General features: G+C 40.4%; 23 protein-coding genes. 13 read left to right on the top strand and 10 right to left on the bottom strand.

What is annotated here, in order from left to right:
• Nucleotides 1-43: 43 nt before the first annotated feature.
• The gene (locus tag FJR06_RS12895; RefSeq protein WP_015080051.1) at nucleotides 44-1,366 is read right to left on the bottom strand and encodes an efflux RND transporter periplasmic adaptor subunit; all 1,323 of its coding nucleotides are present in this window, start codon (nucleotides 1,364-1,366) and stop codon (nucleotides 44-46) included.
• A 97-nt stretch (nucleotides 1,367-1,463) separates the two neighbouring features.
• The gene (locus tag FJR06_RS12890) at nucleotides 1,464-3,275 is read right to left on the bottom strand and encodes an ABC transporter ATP-binding protein (protein WP_168632975.1); all 1,812 of its coding nucleotides are present in this window, start codon (nucleotides 3,273-3,275) and stop codon (nucleotides 1,464-1,466) included.
• 981 nt (nucleotides 3,276-4,256) lie between these two features.
• Here FJR06_RS12890 and FJR06_RS12885 point away from each other — a divergent pair.
• From FJR06_RS12885 to mutT, 6 genes are all read left to right on the top strand, one after another.
• Nucleotides 4,257-4,631 (top strand): hypothetical protein, encoded by a 375-nt coding sequence (locus FJR06_RS12885; protein ID WP_168632974.1) that lies wholly within the window; start codon nucleotides 4,257-4,259, stop codon nucleotides 4,629-4,631.
• Between the two features lie 197 nt (nucleotides 4,632-4,828).
• Complete coding sequence (locus FJR06_RS12880; protein ID WP_168632973.1) at nucleotides 4,829-6,007, top strand: TOMM precursor leader peptide-binding protein; 1,179 nt, start codon at nucleotides 4,829-4,831, stop codon at nucleotides 6,005-6,007.
• A gap of 11 nt (nucleotides 6,008-6,018) precedes the next feature.
• Nucleotides 6,019-7,329, top strand: coding sequence for a YcaO-like family protein (locus tag FJR06_RS12875; protein ID WP_168651567.1), 1,311 nt, complete (start codon nucleotides 6,019-6,021; stop codon nucleotides 7,327-7,329).
• A gap of 382 nt (nucleotides 7,330-7,711) precedes the next feature.
• Nucleotides 7,712-8,440, top strand: a complete 729-nt coding sequence (locus FJR06_RS12870; protein WP_015080057.1) for a SagB/ThcOx family dehydrogenase — start codon at nucleotides 7,712-7,714, stop codon at nucleotides 8,438-8,440.
• 283 nt (nucleotides 8,441-8,723) lie between these two features.
• A complete protein-coding gene (locus FJR06_RS12865; RefSeq protein ID WP_168651566.1) occupies nucleotides 8,724-10,739 on the top strand; it encodes a family 10 glycosylhydrolase in 2,016 nt (671 codons plus the stop codon).
• A gap of 351 nt (nucleotides 10,740-11,090) precedes the next feature.
• Nucleotides 11,091-11,513 (top strand): 8-oxo-dGTP diphosphatase MutT, encoded by a 423-nt coding sequence (gene mutT / locus FJR06_RS12860; RefSeq protein ID WP_168651565.1) that lies wholly within the window; start codon nucleotides 11,091-11,093, stop codon nucleotides 11,511-11,513.
• A gap of 47 nt (nucleotides 11,514-11,560) precedes the next feature.
• Here mutT and FJR06_RS12855 read toward each other — a convergent pair whose 3' ends face one another.
• On the bottom strand, nucleotides 11,561-12,079 hold the full coding sequence (locus FJR06_RS12855) for a DUF29 family protein (protein ID WP_168651564.1): 519 nt from the start codon (nucleotides 12,077-12,079) through the stop codon (nucleotides 11,561-11,563).
• Nucleotides 12,080-12,461: 382 nt separating this feature from the next.
• On the opposite strand from FJR06_RS12855, the gene FJR06_RS12850 reads away from it, so the two are divergent.
• The 4 genes from FJR06_RS12850 (at nucleotide 12,462) to folP (ending at nucleotide 15,565) form a co-directional block, all read left to right on the top strand.
• Complete coding sequence (locus tag FJR06_RS12850; RefSeq protein WP_168632962.1) at nucleotides 12,462-12,920, top strand: CBS domain-containing protein; 459 nt, start codon at nucleotides 12,462-12,464, stop codon at nucleotides 12,918-12,920.
• 132 nt (nucleotides 12,921-13,052) lie between these two features.
• Nucleotides 13,053-13,715, top strand: a complete 663-nt coding sequence (gene nblB, locus FJR06_RS12845; protein WP_015080064.1) for a phycobilisome degradation protein NblB — start codon at nucleotides 13,053-13,055, stop codon at nucleotides 13,713-13,715.
• A 231-nt stretch (nucleotides 13,716-13,946) separates the two neighbouring features.
• Complete coding sequence (tpiA, locus tag FJR06_RS12840; protein WP_015080065.1) at nucleotides 13,947-14,672, top strand: triose-phosphate isomerase; 726 nt, start codon at nucleotides 13,947-13,949, stop codon at nucleotides 14,670-14,672.
• 47 nt (nucleotides 14,673-14,719) lie between these two features.
• A complete protein-coding gene (gene folP / locus FJR06_RS12835; protein ID WP_168651563.1) occupies nucleotides 14,720-15,565 on the top strand; it encodes a dihydropteroate synthase in 846 nt (281 codons plus the stop codon).
• Between the two features lie 112 nt (nucleotides 15,566-15,677).
• Here the strand turns inward: folP and FJR06_RS12830 are convergent, their stop codons facing one another.
• The 5 genes from FJR06_RS12830 to fabI all read right to left on the bottom strand — a co-directional run bounded on the left by FJR06_RS12830 (nucleotide 15,678) and on the right by fabI (nucleotide 22,034).
• Nucleotides 15,678-16,568, bottom strand: coding sequence for an SPFH domain-containing protein (locus tag FJR06_RS12830; RefSeq protein ID WP_168632959.1), 891 nt, complete (start codon nucleotides 16,566-16,568; stop codon nucleotides 15,678-15,680).
• A gap of 276 nt (nucleotides 16,569-16,844) precedes the next feature.
• Nucleotides 16,845-18,284 carry a polysaccharide biosynthesis/export family protein gene (locus tag FJR06_RS12825; protein WP_015080068.1) on the bottom strand — a complete coding sequence of 480 codons (1,440 nt, stop codon included), beginning with the start codon at nucleotides 18,282-18,284 and terminating at the stop codon, nucleotides 16,845-16,847.
• A gap of 393 nt (nucleotides 18,285-18,677) precedes the next feature.
• Nucleotides 18,678-19,661, bottom strand: coding sequence for an ABC transporter ATP-binding protein (locus tag FJR06_RS12820; RefSeq protein ID WP_015080069.1), 984 nt, complete (start codon nucleotides 19,659-19,661; stop codon nucleotides 18,678-18,680).
• 789 nt (nucleotides 19,662-20,450) lie between these two features.
• Nucleotides 20,451-21,056 (bottom strand): imidazoleglycerol-phosphate dehydratase HisB, encoded by a 606-nt coding sequence (hisB, locus tag FJR06_RS12815; RefSeq protein WP_015080070.1) that lies wholly within the window; start codon nucleotides 21,054-21,056, stop codon nucleotides 20,451-20,453.
• 201 nt (nucleotides 21,057-21,257) lie between these two features.
• Nucleotides 21,258-22,034, bottom strand: a complete 777-nt coding sequence (gene fabI / locus FJR06_RS12810) for an enoyl-ACP reductase FabI (RefSeq protein ID WP_015080071.1) — start codon at nucleotides 22,032-22,034, stop codon at nucleotides 21,258-21,260.
• 379 nt (nucleotides 22,035-22,413) lie between these two features.
• On the opposite strand from fabI, the gene ntcA reads away from it, so the two are divergent.
• The 3 genes from ntcA to FJR06_RS12795 all read left to right on the top strand — a co-directional run bounded on the left by ntcA (nucleotide 22,414) and on the right by FJR06_RS12795 (nucleotide 25,298).
• Entirely contained in the window at nucleotides 22,414-23,085 is a 672-nt protein-coding gene (gene ntcA, locus FJR06_RS12805) for a global nitrogen regulator NtcA (protein ID WP_015080072.1), read from the top strand.
• A gap of 213 nt (nucleotides 23,086-23,298) precedes the next feature.
• Complete coding sequence (locus FJR06_RS12800) at nucleotides 23,299-24,747, top strand: DUF3084 domain-containing protein (RefSeq protein WP_015080073.1); 1,449 nt, start codon at nucleotides 23,299-23,301, stop codon at nucleotides 24,745-24,747.
• Between the two features lie 128 nt (nucleotides 24,748-24,875).
• Nucleotides 24,876-25,298 carry a pre-16S rRNA-processing nuclease YqgF gene (locus FJR06_RS12795; protein ID WP_015080074.1) on the top strand — a complete coding sequence of 141 codons (423 nt, stop codon included), beginning with the start codon at nucleotides 24,876-24,878 and terminating at the stop codon, nucleotides 25,296-25,298.
• Between the two features lies 1 nt (nucleotide 25,299).
• On the opposite strand, the gene FJR06_RS12790 is transcribed toward FJR06_RS12795, so the two are convergent.
• Together FJR06_RS12790 and FJR06_RS12785 are read right to left on the bottom strand one after the other, a co-directional pair.
• Nucleotides 25,300-25,563, bottom strand: coding sequence for a DUF3146 family protein (locus FJR06_RS12790; protein WP_015080075.1), 264 nt, complete (start codon nucleotides 25,561-25,563; stop codon nucleotides 25,300-25,302).
• A 186-nt stretch (nucleotides 25,564-25,749) separates the two neighbouring features.
• Complete coding sequence (locus FJR06_RS12785) at nucleotides 25,750-26,145, bottom strand: DUF1830 domain-containing protein (protein ID WP_041457954.1); 396 nt, start codon at nucleotides 26,143-26,145, stop codon at nucleotides 25,750-25,752.
• Between the last annotated feature and the right edge of the window lie 211 nt (nucleotides 26,146-26,356).

Raw genomic sequence — 26,356 nt, 5'->3', positions numbered from 1 at the left:
GCCTCTGTGGTTCGTTTATTTAAATATTTTTTATTAGAAGTCCCTAAGATCCAGTAACACGATCAATACCATCAATTAATTGATTAGCTGGTGGTTGAATAAAAACCCGTTCACCCTCAGAAAGCCCGCTCAAAATTTGCGTTTTATCACCAGAAGTAATTCCTACCTGTACAGGATGAAATTTTGCTTGATTATCTTTATCTGGTAACAGTACACCCACCTGCCCTCCCTTCCCAGAAACCACCGCAGCCGAAGGAATAACCAAGGCATTGCGAATGTCATTCACCAAAAAAGTTAACTTCACATTTAGCCCTACCTTGAGTTTATCTTGACCCGTTGCCAAAGCAATCTTGACTCGCATAAAAGTGACATTTTCTTCCTTAACTCCTCTAGGAGCAATCAGACGGACTTTCCCTTGAAAAACTTGATCAGGAAAAGCATCAAGGCGAATTTCTACAGGCTGATTTTTCTGAATTTGCGCCATATTCACTTCGGGAACTTTAGCTTCTATTTCCAAACCACTGGATAATTCAGCAATGGAGGCACTAGTTCCCCCTTCATTGGTAGAAACAGAAGTATTTGGAGTTACGAAGTCACCTGCTTGGGCAAAACGTCGGGTAATTAAGCCAGCAAAAGGGGCGCGAATGAAAGTATTTTCTAACTGATTTTCGTAAAATTGTAATTGGGCAGTTGCTTGAGCTACTTCAGCACCAGCTTTGGTAATTTCCTCAGTTTGATAACCGGAAAGTAGTTTTTTCACTTGTTGTTGGGCAGATATCAGACTAAATTTAGCTTGTTGTAAGTTATCCCTAGCGCTTTTTTCTTCGTTCAAGACGGCATCTAAATCATCACGGGATACTGCTCCTTGAGATGTAGGATATTGCCTGCGCTTGACTCGTTGAGAGGCTAATGCCAAGCGAGATTGAGCTTCCCTCACTTGCGCCGTGTACTTACGCACATCAGCTTGAGCTATGGCAATTTCTTCCGGTCTGTAACCCTTACGCTTTTCTTGTAATTCGGCTTTTGCCTTCCATAACAGCGCTCGATACTGATTCACCTGGGCTTGAAAGGCTTGACGCTCCATTTCTGCGATTAATTGTCCTTTTTGGACAGAACTACCTTCATCTACATAGAGTTTGGCAATTCGACCGGCTTCTCTTGGGCTAATATTAATTTTGCGAACTGGTTGGACAACTCCATTGGTTTTGATTTTAATGTTTAAGTTGCTGGTAGTGACAGGGACTGTTAAATCTGTAATATCATTTTTGCTGGGTTGATACCAATGGCTGAAGTAAGCAATACCCATTCCAGATAAACCAAATGCAGTCAGCCCAATGAGCCAAGGAATCGGATTTTTGATGTTCATGACTGATGGAATAACGAACCACAGAGGCGCAGAGGACACAGAGAAATGAGAGTGGAAGATGATTTCTGCGTAAGTCCTAGAATTAAGTTTTTTTGTATTACACTCCGTACTGTTCTACCTGCATATTCCAAAGCGCGGTATATTCTCCTCCCAGTTGTAAAAGTTCTTGATGAGTACCATCCTCAATTAAATGACCATCTTTGAGGACTAAAATCCGGTCAGCCATTCGCACCGAGGCTAATCTGTGGGTAATCAGAATGGTAGTTTTGCCTTCAGCTAGTTCCACAAACCGCAGGTAAAAATCACACTCGCTGCGGGGGTCAAGGGCTGCGGTAGGTTCATCTAAAAGTAGTAGTTGGGCTTCTTTGCGAACAAAAGCACGAGCTAGAGCTAATTTTTGCCACTGTCCTCCAGAAAGTTCTGTACCGCCAAACTGTTTACCCAATTGTGTATCTTCCCCACTGGGAAAATCATCAACTAGTTTGACGATATCGGCTTTTTCTACTGCATATCTAAGAATCTCTCGATGTTCTAACGCTGCTAAATTTCCTAATGCAATATTTTCGCCCAAGGTAAGTGAGTAATGGCCAAAGTCTTGAAAAACCCCCGCAATTTGCCGCCGCCACTGTTCTAAATTTAAATCTCTAAGGTCTATCCCATCAACCATAATCCGTCCTGTGGTGGGGTCGTAAAGCCTCGTTAATAGTTTGACTAGAGTGGTTTTACCTGCGCCATTTTCGCCAACGATAGCGACTGTTTGTCCTGGGTAAAGGGTAAAAGAAATATCCTTGAGTGCTAATCTACCATCTGGATAGTGAAAATCAACTTGCTCAAAAGTAATACCTGCACGAATCGGAGTGGGGATTTTTTCTCCGGGTATGTTCAATACCATGGGGGTAGGACTGTCGAGAAAGTTGAAAAACTGCTGCATATAAATAATATTCTCGAACAAATCCAACCAATGACTGACAAATCTTTCTAAACTATTCTGGAAGTAAGTTAATGATTGTACGAACAGAAGTACACTTCCTGGACTTAACAGTCCTCTAAAGGCTTGCTTGACTACCCAATAGAAAGAAAACCCGTTTCCTAATGTACTCAAAATAGCTAAACTAGATGACCAAAATGCTTGTTTACCTCGCAAATGACCCATGGATTGATGTAAAGATTGAAATGCTTGTCCGTAAAGCTGCATAAAAAATGCCCCTAGCTGAAATAGTCTAACTTCTTTGGCATAGGTGTCAGTTAGCATTAAAGAGGTGTAATACTGCATTTTTCGGGCTTGAGGACTGTTTTCAAATAAGGTGATCCAAATCTCTCTACCATATTGGGAAGAAACTACTATTTGGGGTATAGTAGCGATCGCAATTACCAATGGTATCCAAAAAGCCAGGGGAATTAATAGCCCAATTACCACGATTAAAGTAATCAATGAGCGACTTAATTCCACCAAGTTCTCAACTAAGTTTAAGGGTTTATAGCTAACTTGTTGTTGCAGAATTTGTAATTCATCATAAAATTCAGCATCTTCAAAACGGCTCAAGTCAGCAAAACTATCAGCTTTTCGCATTAATAATAAACTAATATGAGCCGCTAATTTATCATTGAGATTTCCTTGAAGTGCCAATATCCAAGGATAGAGAAGGTTTTCTAATAGCAAAGCTCCCACCCATGCTGCTACCAAATACCACAAAATTGAATCATCTAATGCTTGACCAGTTGTTAAGGCTGTAGCAACAGTATCTACTACCAGTTTGGTAATCCAAACACTAACCCCAGGAAGAAACCCTTGCAATAAAGTCACAGCAATTAAAAACACCATTTCTTGAGGTGCTGCTGTCCATAATAAGGGTAAAGAACGAAATAAAATTCTAGTGTAGTCTCCAAACCAAACTCTTAAATCGCTCATTAATTAAACCTGAATTTTTATAAAGGGTTAGATAATTCTCTGATTTCCGAAAGTTTGATATTTTCTGAGTAATAACTAGATTTATCACTTGGGAGAGTTTATTTTTCAAGAATCAAATTTTATCCTTTTCCAACTTAACCAGCAATTAGTCGCTGCAAAGTTGATCAGGAATTTTTTCGGATTCTGCTATCTATTACTTTAATATTCTACTTTTGAAAAATTTTGTTCTCCACTTCTTAGGGATGAATATTTCAAAAATTTTCAAATGTCTGTTGTTCAGAATTTTCACGGATATCAAAACAGCCTAGAACCAATATAACCTTGATCATTAAAGGATGATCAGATATTTGATTTGCTATTTTTAGATAAATCCTGAAAAGTAATCAAGTCTGATAACCTTACTAAAGGAGTAATTATAAAGAAATAGAGCTACGCTTTTCAATCGGTCATAAGCATTATTTTAAATTCGCTTTAACTATAAAATTATTCTCTGTTACAAGAATTTTCATTCACCATTAGCACGATTTCATAAATTTATTCCTCCTCTATCAAGAGATAAAACAATACTACTTAAGAAAGAAGAAAATTATCTAGAAAAAGATATTCTTGTAAGAATCGGATAAGCAAACAAAGACATAATTGGCGACTCTGAAAAGAGCAATTTTCATAAAAAACCAGGTTTTATAAGAATCTGAATTCCATCTGATAGTTCCCCACACTAATCAGAATGTGACTTTGCTCTTTTGTGGACTAATACCGCAGGGCGGAATTAAAAATTAACAATTAAAAATTAAAAAAGCAGATTGTATAAGCTTTTCATGAATCTTTAATGGTTAGTTGACTTACGCCGTTGTGGACTAGTGTAATTTTGAAGAATTTGTGAAAACTGGTTGATTTAAAAACATCATTCCAGCTTTTTATCAACTCGAATAGAGATTTGCAAACAGGTTATTAAATTTAAGTTGAAAGGAGTAGGTGACAATGCTTGCAGAAAAAACACTCGACCAACCAATATATGTAGAAATGCGTTTGGTAGATCAAGCAGACAAACTAGAAAGACTTCTGTTGTCTGAGGAAGAAATAGCAGCTTTAGAAAAATTAGCAATGTCGGAACTATTCGACTCTGAAACCACTCAAAGATGGTTTGCTAATTGTTCCTGTGGTGGCTGTGGTGGCGGTGGTTGTCGTGGCTGTCGTGGCTGTCGTGGCTGCGGCTGTCGTGGCTGCGGCTGTCGTGGCTGCGGCTGTCGTGGCTGTGGCTGTAGTGGCTGTGGTGGCGGTGGCTGTGGTGGCGGTGGTCATGCAACAGTATCAGGTGTATTGGAGGACAATGATGAGTTCGGATTTGGATACTAACTAAACCTGGAGATAGAATCGCCATTTAGCAATTCTAGAAATCGAGCGAGTTTTTTGAATTTAGGGCTACAAAATCTGGCTAGAAAAATCAACAGAAACCCTGTTGTTACTCAATATTTTCTGTTGACAAAAACAGGGTTTTTAATTTTTTTGATTGCTATTTATAGCAGGATTAAACATTGGCAATAATAAAGTCTATGAAATTAAATGATGGTCAGCGGCTCCGACTACTAGAACACGTTGTTATTAACGTGATGCCGGCAGATTGTAGTGGCGAAGAAAGTATGATATTTAATACAACACGACGAACCCTGAGAGTCCAGGGTCAAGCTCTGCATAATGTGGAAAACATTGTTTTACCTTTACTAGACGGCTCTCGCACCATAGGAGAAATCCGCAATGCAATTGGCGAACAATTGACAGATTCTTCCCTCAATCAATGTTTAGAGTTTTTGATGGACAATCGCCTAGTAGAAGAGTCTCTAGAAAATACAAATGATTTAGATAGTCGTGCTTATTTACTTCCTCAAATCAGCCTTTATCATGAATTAGGCTTTGACCAAAAAGATGCTCGAAAAAACTTAGCCAATGGGAGAATTGCTGTTTTTGGACTGGGAGGTTCGGGACTGATAGCAGCAATTAACCTAGCTACTGCTGGGATTGGTTTTGTCCGTTTGTGTGATGATGCCTGTATCCTGCCGGCGGATTCCCTGATGATGTCAGGTTCGGGATTGAATAAAATTGGCACTTTTCGGAGTGTGGAAGCAGCGCGACAGATTGAGTCCATTGGCGGAATCACTGAGGCTGAGATTGTCACAGATGGTTTAAATGACGACGCAACCATCACTTCTTTGCTGGAGGACGTTGACCTGGTAATTGTTGCTACTGATGCCGTATCTGTGAATCTAGCCTATCGTCTGAACAGACTATGCTTGAAGATGCAGCGCCCATTGCTACCGGGTGGAGCGGCTGGGGTGGAGGGAACTGTCGGTCCGTTGGTTTTTTCCCAGGACAAACCCTGTTATCTATGCTATCGAATGCGGTCTATGGCCTGTTCCAAGTTTCCAGAGGCGGAATTGGCGGTTGAACAGTTGCTCAACCGAGAACGACGTTCTCAACCACGGCTACGGGAAAATTTACCGATAGGTCAGATGTTGGTGGGTAGCTATTTAGCTCTTGAGGCTGTGAAAATGATGCTCGGTTTGGCGATCGCTACTGACGGAAAACTACTACATATAGACTTACTTGGCACAAAACTTACTCATAACGTTGTCCTCAAAAAACCAGGTTGTCCCCATTGTTCAACACAGAAAGGGAACACTTCGACAAGCTCAGTGCATCGCAGGGAAGAGGGAACAGGGAACGGAAAAAGATAGGAGAGAACACAGTGAATACAGCGATTGCACGTCCCCGTTGGCAAGATCTAGTCAGCCCCCATACTGGCGTTATCCGCTCCTTAGATAGATTCACCAAGCCTTATACAGAGTTCGATTTTCCCGTTTTGTGGCAAGCCGAATTAGCAAATTTTCAGCTTCGTAAACAGTCTGATGATTTACGCTACGGTGTCGGTAGGGGCATGACGGATGAACAAGCCATTTTTGGGGCTGTGGGCGAAGCTATAGAAAGATACTGCGGTGGTATTGTTGATTATCGGCAAATAATTGTTAGTAGCTACGAAGAATTAGGTAATCGTGCCGTCCCTTCGACCGTTTTTTCTCCTTTTTCTGACCAACAATACTCTCACCCAACTTTCCCTTTCCCGGCCTTTAATCCCACAACGCAGACTTCGTGGATGAATGCCCTTTCCTTAACCAGTAAGCAACAGGTTTTAGTTCCAGCCTTCTTGGTTTATTTAGACTGGGGTGGCGACCAACCAGGAGATCATATTTTACCTGTTAGTTCTAACGGTATGGCTAGTGGACCATCTTGGGAGTTTGCTGCCTACCGGGGTTTGTGTGAATTAATTGAGCGTGATGCTTTCATCATTACCTGGTTAAATCGCCTCCCTGCCCCGCGCATCTATTTCGACCACCTGCCAGGAATTGAGACGGAAATTGCCCGTCACTATGCCCGCTTTGGCATTGAGTTAGTTGTCTTCGAGTTAACTACTGATATTCAAGTCCCAGTTTTCATGGCCATGTTAATTGACCGTTCGGGCAAAGGTCCCGCTGTGTCCACTGGTATGGGATGTCATCTTGATGCACCAACGGCTTTCCACAAGGCAGTTTTTGAAGTTTGTCAAGCTCGCTTTGGTGACATAGAACGGATGAAAACTGGCGCTGGGGCTAATCTCCATCAATATAGTGATATTCAGAATTTAGATGATCACAACGCTTTCTTTTACACGACGGCTCGGCTAGGTGAGTTGGATTTTCTATTTCACCATGACCAATCTTGCCAAGTTGAATATTTACCAACTTATGAATCTGAGTCTGAAGCAGAGAATTTGCAATCAGTAGTTGCCAAGTTAAATTCAGTAGGTGTTGAACCTTATGTAGTGGAAATTACCACCCCTGATATCGCCTCTCTTGGTTTCCGAGTCGTGCGGACTTTAGCCAGTGAAATAGTCCCTATCTATTTTGGTTATGGACAAGAACCACTGGGGAATAGGCGATTGTTTGAAGTCCCAGAAAGGTTGGGTTATGGTGGCCGACGGACTAAAAATGACTTAAATCCCTGCCCACATCCTATGGCTTAAAACAGCCGTCAGCGGGTTGTTGATTAAACCCAGAATTAGCTTACTATACTCAAAACGGTTGGGACATGGACTTTTGTAAAATCACGAAAAACCTAGTAGTCCGTCAAATTTATTTTGACGGGTTTTTGGTAGTGCGGGCATACTTCGACAAGCTCAGTACAAGTCTTGCCCGCGTGAGCGAGACGCTCACACTACAGGGCATCTTGCCCGCGTGAGCGAGACGCTCACACTACAGTCCGTCATTTTTGGATTGACAGACTACTAGATTTGTAGGGGTTTAGCAATGCTAAACCCCTACCCGCTTAAATCAAATAATTAAGCCGTGTTGAGTATAGTTGAATGCTGATAGGTGATAGTTTGTTAAAACGAGGAAATTAGCACAATGCACACAGCCAATGAACCTCTGGAGTTAGCTCTTCTCTATCATTTAAACTCTCCAGTCCCTAAAAGTTATGTTAAGCGGGTTCCGGCTACTGAACTGCGATATCTGCCAGAAGCTCCTTTTCTGGAATTGCCAAAAGCACCACGTGATAACCCGCTGTCTGAGCTTTTAGCGCGACGTACTTCTGTGCGATTATTTGAGCATCAGGTAATGCCACTTGTCGCCTTAGCTCAACTGCTCGACTCAGGATGTGGACTCAACGGACTGCGGGAAGTGGATGGTCAATGCTATGAGGCTCGTAACTCTCCTTCTGCGGGGGGGCTTTATCCTCTGGAGGTGTTCGTATCCACACAAGCGGTAGCAGGTTTGGTTAGCGGACTATATCACTATGAACCTCGCGGACACGGGTTACATTGGGTAAATGATGCAGTCCCAACAGATTTTGTAGAACCATTATTGCAGCAAGATTACATTCTCAATGCCAATGCTCTGTTTGTATTCACATCGGTTTTTATGCGTTCAATGGGCAAATATGGGGCGCGGGGCTACCGCTTTGCACTTTTAGAAGCTGGTCATCAAGCCGAAAATATCTGCTTAATGGCTGGGCAATTGGGGCTGGACAGTCTTTGTATTGGTGGATTTCATGATCTGGGTTTGAATGCTATGTTGGGTATTGATGGAGAACGTCATGCTGCTCTTTATTGTGTTGCTGTTGGGAGGAAGGGATAATTTTTTTAGGCTTCGCCCCGCTTCGCTAACACGCAGAGTCTCAGAGGCTCAGAGAGGAGGAGTTTGAGGAATTTTTCTTTACTGTCATTAGGGACTTCCAAATAAAAAAATGTCCCAAAACTAACGCAAAAACCCTCTCTATTTCTTCTCTCTCTGTGTTCTCTGTGCCTCTGTGGTTCGTTTGTTCATTTATTTATTGGGATAATTTATTTCCCGGAAGTCCCTTAGCAGCTATGACTTAAATATTGCTAAATTAACAAAGGATGCAACTATCTCATTCAATATGGTATCTAGTTCTATAAGATTCTCGGATATTCAAGGTCATTGGTCCCAAGGGTTTATTGAAGCTTTAGCAGCACGGCGAATTCTCAGCGGGTATTCTGATGGAACTTATCGCCCTAATAACCCTGTGACTCGGGCTGAATTTGCAGCTATTATCGCTGCAATTTTTTCCCTGCCTGTCAAACGGGAATATGTACCTTTTGTAGATGTTCCCCAGACGCATTGGGCGATAAACGCGATTAAAAAGGTCTATGAAACTGGATTTTTAACGGGTTATCCAAATCGGCGGTTTGGGATAGATGAAGGTATTGCTAGAGGTGATGCTTTAGTAGCAATGGTCAATGGCTTAGAACTTGCTGGTCAAGTTGACCTAGATTTAGTAAGTAAATTGGCAGAAATTTATCAAGATGGATCTTTAATTCCTTACTATGGGATTAATCAAGTCGCGTTAGCAACTCGTGCTGGTTGGGTAGTTAGTTATCCGAACAAAAAAATACTTAATTACAAAACAGCCGCTACTCGTGCAGAAGTCGCAGTAATGGTTTATCAGGCTTTAGTATATTTAGGAAAAGCGGAAAAAATCCCGACTGATTATATTGTTGTTCCTCCAACCATCCCTAAACCTACAACTGCTCATACTGTTAAGCTAAATCATCGGCGGGAATTTCGGGGGGCTTGGGTTGCGTCTGTGTGGAATAGTGATTGGCCTTCTCAACCGGGACTGGCTGTGGAACAGCAAAAAGCGGAATTATTAGCGATTATTAAACAGTTACAAGCTTTGAATTTCAATGCTTTAGTTTTGCAGGTAAGACCAGAAGGTGATGCTTTATATGCTTCGGAATTAGAACCTTGGAGTGCTTGGATAACGGGAACTCAGGGAAAAGCACCATCACCATTTTATGATCCTTTGGAGTTTGCGATCGCCGAATGTCATCAACGCAATATTGAATTACACGCTTGGTTTAATCCTTATCGTGCTAGAGCAAATAGTCAAGTTTCTACCGTTCGTCCCCACATTGCAGTTACAAACCCCGAAGTTGTTTATCAATGGGGTACTCAACAATGGATGGACCCCGGTGCAAAAGTCGTTCAGGACAGAGCATACAACGTCATTATTGATGTTGTCCGTCGTTATGATTTAGATGCTATTCATTTAGATGATTATTTTTACCCCTATCCCATATCTGGTCAACCTTTTCCTGATCATAAAACCTACGCAGCATATCAAACCAGTGGGGGTAAACTAAATATAGAAGATTGGCGACGCGAAAACGTCAATCAAATGGTATTGCGACTTTCTCAAGGAATTAAAGCCACCAAACCTCATGTAAAGTTTGGAATTAGTCCCTTTGGTATTTATCGTTCTGGAGAACCTGCGGGAATTGTCGGTTTAGATGCCTACAGTGTCCTCTATGCAGATTCTAAAAAATGGTTACAGCAAGGCTGGATAGATTATATTGCTCCTCAACTCTACTGGCGTACTGACCAAACCAAACAAGCCTATCAAACTTTACTGCAATGGTGGACCGAAATCAATACTAAACAGCGTCACATCTATGCAGGTAATAATCTCGGACAATTAGATGGTAAGGAATGGAAAAATAGCGAAATTGCCAAGCAAATTCAGATTTCTCGGAATTTAGCAGGTAATTTGTCTTTAGGTAATATCTTTTTTAGTATGACTGGCATTCAGGAAAATCGCCAAGGCATCGCTGACCAATTTAAAACCTATTATCCCACACCTGCCTTAATTCCCACTATGTCATGGCAAAGTTCCATTACGCCACCACCTCCCAAAAACCTCAAGTTTATGGATGGTAAATTAAACTGGGAAGCAGGAGATGATCAACCTGTGCGTTCTTGGACTCTGTATTTGCAAAATAGCAATAATTGGCTAATTCAACGCATTTTATCCGCTGGTACTACCTTTGCGACAGTTCTACCAGGAACTTATGCAGTCTGTGCTGTGGATAGATTAGGGAATGAAAGTGCAGGTATGATGATTACCGTAACTTGATAATTAGCAAGTTGGGTTTTCTCCAGTCAACCCAACTACTTTTTAACTTATGGTTTTTTCCAAAACCTATAAGTTTTTTCAATCAGATTTTCAAAAAAAAGCGCATTCCTCTCTATTGTCAATAATCTTGAGAATATTCTCAATAATTGCCCCTAAAAACGTTCATTTCAGGACTTGATATTCTCAACTATTTTTTTTACAATAATTTTGATTATGATCCAAGGGTTATTTTTTATTTAATTTATTAATACATCAAACACCCTCTTAGCAAAATTCTCAAAATAAATATGAACTCGGTAGATATATAATTAGTCTACTGAGTTTTTTTATTTATTGGTACTGAGTAATTATATGAATGAAAGTAGTTCTTCTATTCCTCATAAAATTATTGGTGTTGCTGTTATTTGGAATGACCAAAAACAGATTTTAATTGATAGACGACTTCCTACAGGTACAATGGGTGGTTTATGGGAATTTCCAGGGGGGAAAATTGAAGTTGGTGAAACTATTCAAGAATGTATTAAACGAGAAATTTCGGAAGAGTTGGGTATAGAAATTGTAGTTAGAGAACATTTAATTACTATTGATCATACTTATGCTCATTTGCGGGTGACTTTGACGGTTCATCATTCTCAACATTTAGCGGGTGTTCCTCAAGCCATAGAATGTGATGAAATTCGCTGGGTAAGTTTGGATGAATTGGATAATTTTACTTTTCCAGAAGCCAATGGGGAAATTATTGCGGCTTTGAGAAAATATCATCAGGGAAATTGATAAATTAGAATTTACATTTGTAGGGATGTAGTAATTTATAATTTGCTTCATCTTTTCCCTAACTTCCAATCTTCACCACCAGGTAACTGAGTTAAATAATCATCAATTACTGCTGGTAATTCCTTCACTGAATATTCATAAGTCAATTTCAATAGAATTCCTGATTGATTAATTATCTGTTCTTTATCTACTGTTTCTGCAAGTTTAAATGGACTATAAATACCATTCATTACCTCATCACTAGCATCACGAATAGCTTCTTCAAATTCATCTTCTAGGATTAAGTCCCATTCATCTATCTTGACATAATAAGAATTTTTATTATCCTGCAAATTCATTTTCTTGATTTCTCGAATTGAACCACGAATTGAATTTGCCCAAGAATTAGTTAACCGTTGTTCTACTTGATTCTTGATAAGATGAATCATTAATCTAACTAAGAAGGATTGAATATTTCTTAAAATCGCTTGTCTACCCATCCCCTCTAACTCATCTATAATACCTAAAGCATCTGCATAACGTTGTTCTAAAATACTATTTCTGAGGTCTATGAATTCCTGTGTCATTTTTTTATTAACCTCAAATTAATTCAACACATCTACCCAAATTATACCTGAATATGCCAAAATAAACATAAATATTTTCTTTGGGGCATCTGTAAACTATGGTTGCTTACAAAAATTAGTTAAAAGACGGAAATTATCAGAAACAGAAGCAGTTAATTATATTCGGCAAATTGGGGAGGCTTTAGTAGTTTTTCATGATTCAAAATGATGCCACTGCTATCTTAATTGATTTTGGGTCGGCTGGGGAAATTATTCCTATTTTCAACAAAAACAACGTTTATTTTGAAAATGAAAAGTAACAATCTATTAACTGTATTTTATTTGTTACCAATAATTTCCTACAATAGTTAAAAAGACTTTTATAAAAGGTGCAAGTAAAAAAATGTCTAAAACCGTTGCTGACGTGATGAGTCGTGATCCTATCCTCGTCCGTCCTCAAACTCCCTTAAAAGAAGCTATCCAAATTCTGGCAGAAAAACACATTAGCGGTTTACCTGTAATTGATGACGCAGGTAAATTAGTCGGAATTATCTCAGAAACAGATTTGATGTGGCAAGAAACTGGTATAACTCCCCCTGCATATATCATGATTTTGGATAGTGTGATTTATTTACAAAATCCTGCAACCTATGAACGAGATTTACATAAAGCTTTAGGACAAACAGTAGGGGAAGTTATGAGTAAAAATCCCCTAACTATTTCTCCTGATAAACCATTAAGAGAAGCAGCAAAATTAATACAAGATCACAAAGTTCATCGTCTCCCAGTCCTTGACAATGCGGGTAAGGTAATTGGTATTCTAACTCGTGGTGATATTATTCGCACTATGGCCGCAGAGTAGCAAAGGAGAGAAATATTATCTGACAACTGTACGGGCGAAGCATTTGCAGAACTATTTTTGGCAATGACCGATAATTTATCTTCCAAATGCTTCGCCCCTACTAACAACTGACAACTGACAAAGGACAATTAAATGAGTGTGTCTGCTGATAGTATAAGAGAATTACTGCGTTCTGACAATTTAGGCGATCGCTTGCGTGCAGTCAATCAAATTCGGGAACTAGAACCACAAATCGGTTTAGAATTAGTCCAAATTGCCATTCAGGATAAAAGTGCGCGTGTCCGTTATTCGGCCGTAAGTCAAATGGATACCCTGGGAACACAGGATTTACCATTATCCTTGAATATCCTCCGAGGTTTACTTCATGATCCAGAAGCAGATGTTCAAGCAGCCGCAGCAGACTGTTTAGGTGCGCTGAAATTACATGACGCTTTTGAAGACTTGCAACAGCTTTACCAAGAAACACCAGAATGGCTGGTACAGTTTAGCATTATTGCGACATTAGGAGAATTAGGAGATCCGCGAGCCTTTGAATTGCTTACCCAAGCACTGGCTTCCGATAATGGCTTAATTCAAACTGCGGCCATTAGTTCCTTTGGTGAATTGGGAGATCCAACAGCAGTTCCTCTCCTAGTTCCATACAGCACTAATCCAGATTGGCAAGTACGTTACAGAGTAGTACAAGCTTTAACTCGTTTGGGTAGTGATGAAGCTAAATCTATTCTAGCAACCTTGGTAAATGACGAAGTAGAGGCAATTGCTAAAGAAGCAAAAGCTGGTTTGCAGTTAGTTTAATTTAGTAGTTGCGTTTACGTAATCAAGCGCAACTGCTCACCTAATTTTGGCAAATAACTTAATTTTTGATTCATACAAAAACTCTATCTAAGTTAAAAAACCAACCATCAGCCTATATTACTACTGACGACTATTTCTGTGACTCAGTGAATTCTGCTTAGTGAATAGTCCTAAAAAAGTAGTACATTGAAAAGTGCATCTAGTAGCATTAAAATCTTGATTAAATCACCTGTGCGGAAAATCGTTATTGCTGGAAACTGGAAAATGTTTAAAACCCAGGCAGAATCCGCAGAATTTTTAAGCGGATTTTTGCCTCACCTGGAGGAAACCCCCTCAGAACGAGAAGTGGTATTATGTCCTCCCTTCACCGACTTAAGCCTGCTGTCCAAATCTTTACATGGTAGCCGTGTAAATTTGGGCGCACAAAACGTCCACTGGGAAGAACATGGAGCATATACAGGCGAAATTGCCGCCCCCATGCTCACTGAAATCGGTGTGCGTTTTGTCATTGTTGGACACAGTGAAAGACGGCAATTCTTTGGAGAAACTGACGTAACTGTCAATCTCCGTCTTAAAGCCGCCCAAAAGCATGGACTCACACCCATTCTTTGCGTTGGGGAAACTAAACAACAACGAGACGCAGGGGAAACAGAATCAATAATTAGCAACCAATTAAAAAAAGACTTGGTAGATATTGATCAAACTCACCTAATTATTGCTTATGAACCAATTTGGGCAATTGGTACTGGTGATACCTGTGAATCCAAGGAAGCAAATCGGGTAATTGGCTTAATTCGCAGTCAATTAACTAATCCCCTAGTTCCTATCCAATATGGCGGTTCAGTCAACCCGAATAATATTGATGAAATTATGGCACAACCAGAAATTGACGGCGCTCTCGTTGGTGGCGCTAGTCTAAAAGCTGATAGTTTTGCCAGAATTGTCAACTATCAATAATGGGGATTGGGGATTGGGGATACATCAATTAAAAGTTAAAAAATTTCATGTCTAACAACTTAACTATCCGAGATCACTGTTTTACCTGGGGAAAGCGGACTTATCTCATGGGAATTTTGAATGTCACCCCGGATAGTTTTAGTGATGGTGGTAAATTTAACACCACCTCAGCGGCTTTAACCCAGGCAGAAGCAATGGTTTCGGCTGGTGCTGATATTATTGATATTGGTGGACAATCAACCCGTCCAGGGGCAGAACAAATATCCCTAGAAGCAGAACTTGAGCGGGTGCTATCTGTCTTGGAGTTGCTACGTCCAATTATTGATATTCCTATTTCTATAGATACAACTAGAGCAGAAGTAGCTAAAGCAGCAATTATCGCTGGAGCAGATATAGTTAATGATATTTCTGCTGGAACATTTGACCCCCAAATGTTGCCAACTGTTGCTAGTTTAAATGTGCCGATTGTCTTAATGCACATCCAAGGAACTCCCCAAACTATGCAAAAATGTACTGATTATGAAGATCTAATTGCTGATATTTATAACTTTTTATCTGAGCAAATTACAAAGGCTACACTTTTGGGAATTGACAAAAATAAAATAATTATTGATCCTGGTATTGGTTTCGCTAAAAACCATGACCAGAATTTAGAAATTTTTCGCCGCTTAAAATCACTAAAAACACTTAATTCTCCAATTTTGGTGGGAGCATCTCGTAAGAGTTTTATAGGTAATATTCTTAATCAACCAGATCCGAAATTGCGAGTTTGGGGAACAGCCGCAGCCTGTTGTGCAGCCATTTTCAATGGTGCAGATATCCTCCGAGTTCACGATGTTCACGAAATGCAACAAGTTACTTTAGTAGCAGATGCTATTTATCGTGAAGGTTAGGAGTCAGTAGGGGCGAAGCATTTGGAAGATAAATTATCGGTCATTGCCAAAAATAGTTCTCCAAATGCTTCGCCCGTACAGTTGTTAGTTGTCAGTTGTCAGTTGTTAGTTGTTAATTAAGTCCATTACCATTACCGTTACCGTTACCGTTACCGTTACCATTGCCATTGCCATTGCCATTGGCTTTACCATGATTTTCTTGTACTGAATCAGAAATCAATTCCTGAAACATTTCTGTTGAGTTAGCAGGATCTACAAAGACAATTTTGGCATTATTGCTTTCACCTAATTTTTGACTAGCATCTACATAATCTTGGGCAACAAGATACCTTAAAATATCCTTACTTTCAGGATGATTCCGCAAGGCTTCTGAAATTATTTCTATAGATGTTCTAGTTCCTTCCGCTCGTTTAACTGCCGCTTGTCGTTCCCCTTCTGCGGCTTCTATAGCTGACTTTTTCTTAATTTGTGCGTTTTGTTGAGCTTCCATTGACTTGCGGACACTTTCCGGTGGAGTGATGCTCTGAATATCTAAACGGATAATTTCAATTCCCCAAGCGGCTGTAATTGAATTTAATACGCCTAATATGCTTCGGTCTATCTCGTCTCTAGACATATTAGTATCCTCTAAAGAATTCTGAGCGATATTTTCCCGGAGGGTAGTTGTGGCTAAGTTAGATAAGGCAGTTTGTAAATCATCAATGGCATAAAAACTTTTCTCAATATCTTTAATCCGCCAGTAAAGAATTGCATCAACTTCTAAGTAAACTCCGTCTTTAGTAATGACATTTTGGGGTTTAATATCTAACAACTGCTCTCTGGTTGTATCCTCCATCACAATCTGATCAAGAATAGGAACGATAAAGCTGATTCCCGGATTAAGTTTGCGATGATACCGCCCCAAGCGTTCAACTAAGGCCACATTCCCTTGATTTACCATCTTTGCAGATGCCAAGGCATAACCTACTAGAGCTAAAAATATGATAAAAATTATTGGGTCCATTGAATTATTCTCCTCCTTCAGCTTTGGGCAGAATTGATTATTAGGGTTATAGCTTGCAGTAAATTAAAATGGGTTAAGTGCGTAATTTCCCAATCAGTAACTATAAAATGATAAACCTGCGATCGCATTATAGGCGATCGCTACACCTCTAATCATAAATTGCTGAAAAAATAAACTCAGATGTATAATAGACATCCCCGAAAAAGATCGTAGAGACGTTCCATGGAACGTCTCTACAAGGGTTTCAAGTCACGTACATTTAATTCTCGGAGATCTCTAAAATCCAGTAGTGAATAGTCTGATAATCCCCAAAATAGTACCTAGAGGACCAGCTACAGTATTAACTCTATCACCAGTTTTAGCTAAACCGTTGCGATCAACTATGACAACATCATTGTTGCGAAGGATCGGATTGGTTTCCTCATTAATTCCTTTAGCTAAATCCACTTTAACTGGACGTTTAGTAACTGTACCATTGGTATTGAGGCGAATTAATTCTACAGTTCCTTTACTAGCTCTACTATCATTGAAACCACCAGCCGCTAATAATGCCTGATTTAAAGAACTATTCGGTTGTAGTTTTACTGCTCCTGGTTTTTTGACTTCACCCACTACACCCACTTCAATAGTATTTGGGGACAAAGTAGTTGTTGCTAATTGGGTAGATTCAGCGGCGCTAATGTCCGTAGCTGTAGGAATGACAATTGTATCTCCATCCTGCACCACAATGTCTTGATTGATATCACCGCTTTGTAGTAATTCCCATAGATTAATATCTATAGTTTGTTCCGTACCAGTTCGGGTAGGACGGCGTAATTTAATCTTCCGCACATCCGCAATGGACGTAATTCCCCCTGCTAGTTGTAAACTCCGCATTACAGTTGGTAAACCACCACCAGCACCACCACCCTCTGCTCCACCTGCATTTCCAGCAGTAACAAGATAAGAACCAGGACGGTAAACTTGACCAATTACCACCACTGAGCGGGGTGAAGTTTGACTAGCGGCAAAATTAGCTGCAAATAAATTTCGGGCTTCAGCCACATTCAAACTGGTAGCTGTGGGGACAACGATGGTATCTCCATCTCGTAAAGTAATCTCTTGGGATATTCTGCCTGTTTGCGTTAATTCCTTTAAGTCCAAGGAGACTGTCTGCTCTCCAGAACGTCCTACCTTGCGGCGTAATTGTACTTGAGTTACATCTGCTGCCAGTGTCACACCTTGGGCTATGGTTAATGCAGCTAATACCGTTGGATATTGGACACCGGGGTTATTCCCTGCTCCTCCTTCTAAGCTGAGGGTATAAGCACCTGGTCTTGTTACCTCTCCCGCAACAAATACATTGATGGGACGTGGTGATAATAAGTTGACGGAAATCAGGGGACGTTTGAGAAAGCGAGCATATTTTCTGGCGATTGTATCAGCAGCTTGTTCTGTGGTTAGTCCCGAAACAGGGATACTGCCAATTAAAGGCATATTAATTGAACCACCGGGAGGGACTTGATATTCACCTGTATATTCTGGTACTTCAAATACATTAACACGGATGCGATCGCCGCCGCCTAATAAATAATCTGTAGCGATACTACTGGATGTTGATGCTACTGGCTGTCTTTGTGCCAAACTCACAGATGGCAAAATGATATTCACTGTTGTTAACAATGCTAAACCCATCGTTGAGTGGGTGAGAAATTTACACAAATCTTTATTAAGCATATTTACCTGAGAATTGAAAATGGCGATATTTAGAGTTATTCGGAAACATTTTAACATCGAGTATACTGAAGAATCGTAGTGACTCAACAATTTTATTTTCTAATAAATCTTTAGTTTTCCGGACATAAATAATTTGTTGCGTAAGGAATTTGATTTTAAATCTTCTTTGAGGTTAGGAAATATTTTCAGTGCTTTTTGCAGGTTAAGTTTCCTAACTTATAACAATTTTCGATCCTATATTAACAACAAATTTATCAACTGATAGTACAGTCATAGCCCTAAATTGATCAGGAAGTATTAACACATAAGTAACTGATTTTTAGAATGATCAAATAATTCGCAAAAATTACTACTTATGGGTGATTCATTCCTCTTATTTTCTAGTTGTTTGTGCTAATTAAGGGGATGATTTCGGATTTGAATTTGATGGATAAAAAACTCTTCTAGAGATTGACGTGACAGATTCATAGTGATAATTTTTCCCCCCATTAATCTCAAACTAGACAGAAAATCATAATAATCTTCTTGGAGTATACCCTGCCAAGAACCATCAGCCCCAAATTCTAAATTACCTATCCATTTTTTCAAGATTTCCCCGTCTCCGCCTTGACCTTTAACATGATAGGTGTTTTGATTCCCTAAAAGTTCACTGAGAGAACCGCAACAGATTAATTCTCCTTGAGCAAGAATAGCCACGCGATCGCAAATTTGTTCAACTTCACTCAACACATGACTATTAAAAAATATGGTTTTACCAGATGCTTTCAGCGAAAGAATAATTTCTCGCATTTGGTAACGTCCCAGCGGATCAAGTCCAGACATGGGTTCATCCAAAAAAACCAAATCTGGATCATTAATTAAAGCCTGTGCCATTCCCACACGCTGAAGCATCCCTTTAGAATAGCGCCGCATTTGCTTTTTGCGAGCATCAGATTGAGATAACCCCACTAATTCCAACAATTGGGGAATGCGTTGACGTTGTAACTTTTGGGGAATTTGAAATAAACCCGCTGTCAACTGCAAAAATTCCCAACCGCTCAGATATTCATATAAATAGGAATTTTCTGGGAGGTAGCCAATATGCTGCTTGACTTTAGCGTTGCCTATGGGTTTACCTAGCAATAATCCCCGTCCAGATGTAGGGCGAATAATTCCCAGCAACAATTTTAACAGCGTGGTTTTACCCGCACCATTGGGACCCAACAAACCAAAGGTTTCTCCTGGGTACACTTGTAAAGAACAGTTTTTGAGCGATACAACTTTTTGATTGAGCCAAAATCCCGTGCGATAGACCTTTCGCAATTCAGAAGTCAGGACTACGGGTTTTTTATCTAGGGGATTTTGTTGATAATCGGGGTTGTCTACAACAGAATTCATGGGGATGAAACTACCAACTACTGACTATTTAGAGCTAACTAATAGATTAACCGATGCTGAGGATTTTTATAAGAAAACAGGGTGAAAACCCCATAATTGACACCTAAAAATCCCAAAATTTTTTAGGTGTTGATGTCTTTTAAGCCGGGAATGAAAGCCTTCTGGGGATTTATCCCCCAGTGACCGAAAAGACGGGACACAAGCCCCGTCCTTCCAGGACGGCTTTATGTTAAAATTTGGTCATAGTCGCCATAGGGCATTGGGAGACTTTAAACGGACATGGAGGGACGATAAGACCACTTGTGGCGGGTTCTGGCGAAGTGTCAAGTGTTTCCCCGCACCTTCAGGTCGGTGAGTATGTCAAAAATTGATTATATTTGATGTTATAATCTCAATCAACAGGAAAGGTAATCAACCTGTCTAAAAACCTAACTGCCTAACGGTAATCTGTACCTTGACAATTAAATCTATGCGGTTCTATTGCATTGTTCTAGTTTCCTCCTCGCAGTAGGTAAAAGATTTATAGGAGCTAGACTTGTGTTGAGCGAAGTCGAAACACGAATCAGAATTTTGAAACAAATCGTTTCTAGTTAAACAGGACTTGCAGCAATGCAACTACGGTCGGGCAGACCGAAAGTTAACCCTTCGGCTTCGCTCAGGGTTAAAGCCGAGCGGAGTCGAGGCTTTAACGCTTGAGGAGAGTCCCACCTCTGGGCTGGATAACGCAAGGAGTCTAGTTTAAGTGGTCTCGTTGAACCAAGAATCCCTGTGTCTTTAGACCGGGGAGTGTCAAAACACACCTTTGGAACTAGGAATTGTTTCTGCCCGTCGGGAATCAATTTCCACCGCCATTCGTATTGCTCTAGCAAAGGCTTTAAATGTAGCTTCAATAATATGATGGGAATTAATTCCATCCAATTGGCGAATATGTAACGTCATTTGGCTATGATTCACCAACGCCACAAAAAACTCCCGCACTAGCTGGGTATCATAAGTTCCCACCCGTTGAGTAGGAATCTCTAAACCATAACTAAGATGCGGTCTACCAGAGAAGTCTAAAGCAACTTGCACTAATGCCTCATCTAAAGGCGCAAGAAAATTCCCAAAGCGGACGATTCCCTTTTTACTACCCAAAGCTTGGAATAAAGCCTGTCCTAAAGTAATCCCCACATCTTCGTTAGTGTGGTGATCATCAATTTCCCAATCACCTTGAGCTTGAATATCCAAATCAAAAAGCCCATGGGAAGCAATTTGATGGAGCATATGATCTAAAAAAGGAATACCTGTAGAAACTTTACATATCCCTGTACCATCAAGATTGATAGTAACGTAAATATCTGTTTCCCCAGTAGTGCGGTGAACTGAAGCTATCCGAGAAGTTTGTTTGTTGGTCATTTGTCAGTTGTTAGTTGTTAGTTGTTAGTTGTCAGTTGTCAGTTGTCAGTTGTCAGTTGTCAGTTGTCAGTTGTTAGTTGTCAGTTGCCAAGGAATATTTCTCTTCCCTACTTCTTTCTTCTTTCTGACTCGGTGACTCCTGACTCCTGACTCGGTGACTCCTGACTCGGTGACTCCTGACTCGGTGACTCCTGCCTGTTACTACATTCCCATAATTTCATAACCTGCATCTACATACAGGATTTGTCCAGTAATACCGCTGGCTAAATCACTGCACAAGAAAGCCGCAGTATTCCCTACTTCTAATTGAGTAACGGTGCGACGGAGAGGGGCGACTTGCTCAACATGATGAATCATATCTAGAATACCACCCACGGCTGAAGATGCTAAGGTGCGAATGGGACCTGCAGAAATGCCATTGACGCGAATATTTTCAGGACCGAGTTCTGCGGCCAAGTAACGAACACTGGCTTCTAAACCAGCTTTAGCCACACCCATGACATTATAGTTAGGAATTGCTCTAACTGCTCCTAAATATGTAAGAGTAATAATACTTCCGCCTTGAGTCATCAAAGGTTTGGCTGCACCGCTTAACTGTACCAGTGAATAAGTGCTAACTTCCAAAGCTGTATTGAAACCAGAACGAGAAGTTTGACTAAAACCTCCAGTCAAATCTTCTTTTTTTGCAAAGGCCAAACAATGCACTAAAATATCTATTTTCCCCCATTCTTGCCGGATGGTTTCAAAAGTAGATTGAATTTGCTCGTCATTTTCAACATTGCAGGGCAAAAATAGGCTAGGACTGAGCGGTTCTACCAATTCAGAAACTTTTTTTTCCATTTTACCCTTGTCATCTGGCAAGTAGGTAATGCCCAAATTAGCCCCGGCTTTGTGCAGTTGTTGGGCAATTCCCCAAGCGATAGAACGGTTGTTGGCAATACCTGTAACTAGGGCATTTTTTCCAGATAGATTCAGCATAAACATTGCTAATGTAATTCATCATTAGGAGCATACTAGAATCTGAGTCTAGTTTGACTGTGTTGGGCTAGAGATTTTCCAAAATACTCCAAGCATAAGCAGTAAGCCCCCAAAAAACCATGACCATGTTCACAAAAATTCTCAAGAAATTGGCAATTTTTAGAGGCAAAACCTTGAGACTATAATTAGTGAAACTACTTATCAATAATTACTAGCTAAACGGAACAACAATTATGTATCATTATAAACGAAAGACTAGGAATTCCGCGTTTGAGTATAGGAAAAAACAGAAAATTTAATGATGATCTATTGATTTTTCAGGTGTATTCTTAGGTAATTAGTTTTTGTTTTTCTGGCATTGGGTAGGGGAAGGGAGAAAATGATAGTGACACAAGATAAAGCCCTAGCAAATGTTTTTCGTCAAATGGCAACGGGGGCTTTTCCTCCAGTCGTGGAAACATTTGAACGGAATAAGACGATCTTCTTTCCGGGAGATCCTGCCGAACGAGTTTATTTTCTTCTCAAGGGTGCTGTAAAACTGTCGAGAGTCTATGAGGCAGGAGAAGAAATAACGGTAGCTCTGCTCCGGGAGAATAGCGTTTTTGGCGTGCTGTCGTTGCTGACAGGGAATAAGTCTGATCGATTTTATCATGCAGTGGCATTTACCACTGTAGAATTACTTTCAGCCCCAATTGAACAAGTCGAACAGGCACTGAAGGAAAATCCAGAATTATCCATGTTAATGCTGCGAGGTCTTTCTTCGCGGATTCTTCAGACGGAGATGATGATTGAAACTCTTGCTCACCGGGATATGGGTTCAAGGTTAATTAGTTTCTTGTTAATTCTTTGTCGAGATTTTGGCGTTCCTTGCGCTGATGGCATTACCATTGATCTGAAGTTATCCCATCAGGCGATCGCTGAAGCAATTGGCTCTACTCGCGTGACAGTCACTAGACTGCTGGGAGATTTACGCGAGAAGAAAATGATTACAATCCATAAAAAGAAGATTACTGTGCATAAACCTGTTGCTTTAAGTAAGCAATTTACTTAGAAGTTATGGGGGAATGGAGTTGGCACGGGTTCTATTTTTGAGGTAGTGCGGTCTTGGGATCTCTCCAAGCAGAACAACTACCGTAGAGATTCAACCGTTAATTTGGAGGAAGATCTCAAAATTGGATAATTTCTACTTTTGCCTAACTCCATTTACCCACAGACAATGGTTAAACGTAGTAGGCTGGATCAGTCAGCATTACGGTAGCTAAAAATGACCACCGGGTACATTCTGATTGCAGCAATTCTCATTTTGGGAGGCGTAATTGCCACCGTGGGCGATCGCATCGGCACACGAGTTGGCAAAGCCCGTCTCTCACTTTTTAATTTACGTCCGAAAAAAACTGCTGTAATTGTCACTATTTTTACAGGTGGTCTAATTTCTGCATCAACTTTGGCAATCCTATTTGCGGCTGATGGCGGATTGCGAAAGGGCGTATTTGAATTAGAGGATATTCAAAGAGATTTGGGGAACAAGCGGGAACAACTAAAAACCGCAGAGGCGCAAAAAAGCCAGGTAGAGAGTGAGTTAAATAAAGCCAGACAAGAACAAAGTCAGGCACAACAAGAATTACAGAAAATTAATAAATCATTACAGGCGGCAAATACTAAACAAAAGGCTACACAAGCTCAACTCAATCGCACTCTGAACCAGCAAGCTAAAACTCAAGCCCGACTTAATCAAACTCAAAGTCGTCTTGGTGGAATTGTGATTCAGTATCAACAAGCTAGAAATGAATTACAAACTCTTTACAATCAGCGACAAACATTACAAACGGCGGTGGAAGAGTTAAAAACGGAACGAAAAAGATTATACGCCCAAGCTAAAGAAGCTATTGATGAAGCAAAGACGGTGATTGAAAAACGCGATCGCAAAATTGCTAAATTAGATAAACTTATTCAAAATCGTAATCTCGAAATTAAACAGCGGGAAGAAGTTATTATTACTAGAGAATCTCGCTTGAAAGAATTAGAGAAACAACAACAATTTTTAGAGCAGGAAGTAGCCAGACTAGAAAAATATTATCAGTCCTACCGTGACCTCCGCTTGGGTAAACTAGCTTTAGTGAAAGGTCAAGTGATAGCCGCAGGGTTAATTACTGTGGACAAGCCTGATGCGGCACATCAGGCAATTATGCAAATTCTCCAGGAAGCTAACCGCAATGCCAACATTCAGTTAACTGAACCTGGTGGTACACCAGTAAATAAAGAAATACTCCGTGTTCCCAAAGATAAAGTTGAGCAGTTAATTGCACAAATTAAAGATGGTCGAGAATATGTAGTGCGAATTTTCTCCGCAGGTAATTATGTCAGAGGTGAAAAGCAAATAGAATTCTTTGCAGACGCAGCGAGAAATCAACTCGTATTTTCATCAGGTGAAGTGCTGGCTACTACTACAGCGGATTTAAAAAATATGACATCTGAACAAATGCGTCAACGCCTAGATTTACTAATTTCCGCTTCTCAATTTCGCGCCCGGAACGCGGGAATTGTCGAAAGTGTCCAAATAGAAGGCACTTTTCCGCGCTTTGTTACCCAATTACAGCAGACGGAACAGGAAGTAGAAATTAAAGCCGTAGCCGCAGAAAATACTTATACTGTGGGTCCGTTGAGAGTCAAATTAGTAGCCATTTTGAATGGACAAATTCTTTTTAGTACCTGACAAAGTAGGCAAGGGGGCAGGGGGCAGGGGAGTAGGGGAGGTAGGGGAAGTAGGGGAGGTAGGGGAAGTAGGGGAGGTAGGGGGAGAAAGAATTTTTCCAATGACAACTGACAACTGACAACTGACCAATGACTAATACACAACCTGTAATTTTAGGATTTGATCCTGGTCGTGATAAATGTGGGATTGCCGTGATGGGATTGGATAGACAAATATTCTCTCATCAAGTTGTATTGGCAAATGAGGCGATCGCTAATATTGAAACACAACTGCAAAGATTCCCAGTATCCTTAATTGTCATGGGAGATCAAACAACAGCTAAAAAGTGGAAACAGCAACTTAATCAAGAATTAAGTAAACCCACCAATATCATTTTGGTTGATGAACGTTATTCCACTTTACAGGCACGCGATCGCTATTGGCAGATGTATCCACCCCAAGGCATCATCAAACTATTACCCAAGGGTTTGCGTCAACCGCCCAGGCCAATAGATGACATTGTAGCCATTCTCCTGATTGAACGATATCTCAACCGACTAACTGACAACTAATTTACAATTCAGCCCGAATTGTAAAAGCATAATCCCCCCCAGGTTCTAACTGATAGTCCTGTTGTTCTAAAAACCGCCCTAGAGGTTCTTTGATTAAAGCACGACCTTGGGAAGGCTTTACAGAAAGTTCTCCCCGGCGGAAATGCCACTGGAAATGCCACTGAAAATTACCGGCGCTAACTTCACCTTCTAGAAAGCCTTGTTGCCAAGATTGGCGGGTAATTTTCACATAAGCAGTAGTTTCTGGCAGACGTTTAGCACTCACGCTTGTTTGATGTCACGGATGGGATAAAGGACAATTATTTATAGGGTTACTTATTCTATGTACCAAAAATAGCTTAATTTTACAAACTAATAAAAACAAGATATGTTAGCAAGCCCTAATTAGTCCACCCCAAATAAAAAAGGTTGCTGAATTGCTGCAACCCTAATGTTTAGCAGTATTGTGTTTTTAATCAATAGATGCCAATTCAACGGCTTGTAAAGATTTTGTCGTATCTAGAATTTTTTTATTATTTTCTGACCTGATCGGATTACCATTACCAGAATTTATGCTTGGAGATGAGTTCTCTTCTGTCTCATCATTGCTAGGTTCATGGATAATCAGGGTATTACACGGAATCGTATCTGATATAATAGCACTGGCCATCATCCCAGTATGAACTTCCATTTGTGCTTCTGGAAGAACTTCAAACACCAGCCTTTGTCCGGGAAATACAACCCTTTCAAAATACCAATTGGGAATATTGGAGATACGAGTCACCTGGATCTTACTCGTAGCATTGACGTAGCAACAGAGAATCTTCCCCGAATGCTCTGGTGGTAGAGGATCTAATATCTGAGCCATAACTGCTGAGGAGCTTATTTGCGCCACAATTTTACATTACATCAGTAAAGCTAACACCCGATGATCCCGAGTAACTGTAACTGTGACTACCAACTGCAATTTTCTGCATTATTTCTATCTAAAGATATATAGAGATTTTGACACTCTCCGGTCTAAAGACGCGGAGATTCTATAGAGAGTTTCAGTCTATATCCCTCAGTTATCCCAGTTT

The organism is Dolichospermum sp. UHCC 0352, assembly GCF_009711925.1.
GTDB lineage: Bacteria > Cyanobacteriota > Cyanobacteriia > Cyanobacteriales > Nostocaceae > Dolichospermum > Dolichospermum lemmermannii.
The sequence above is the reverse complement of the archived record's forward strand: the minus strand, read 5'-3'. Positions and strand labels throughout refer to the sequence as shown.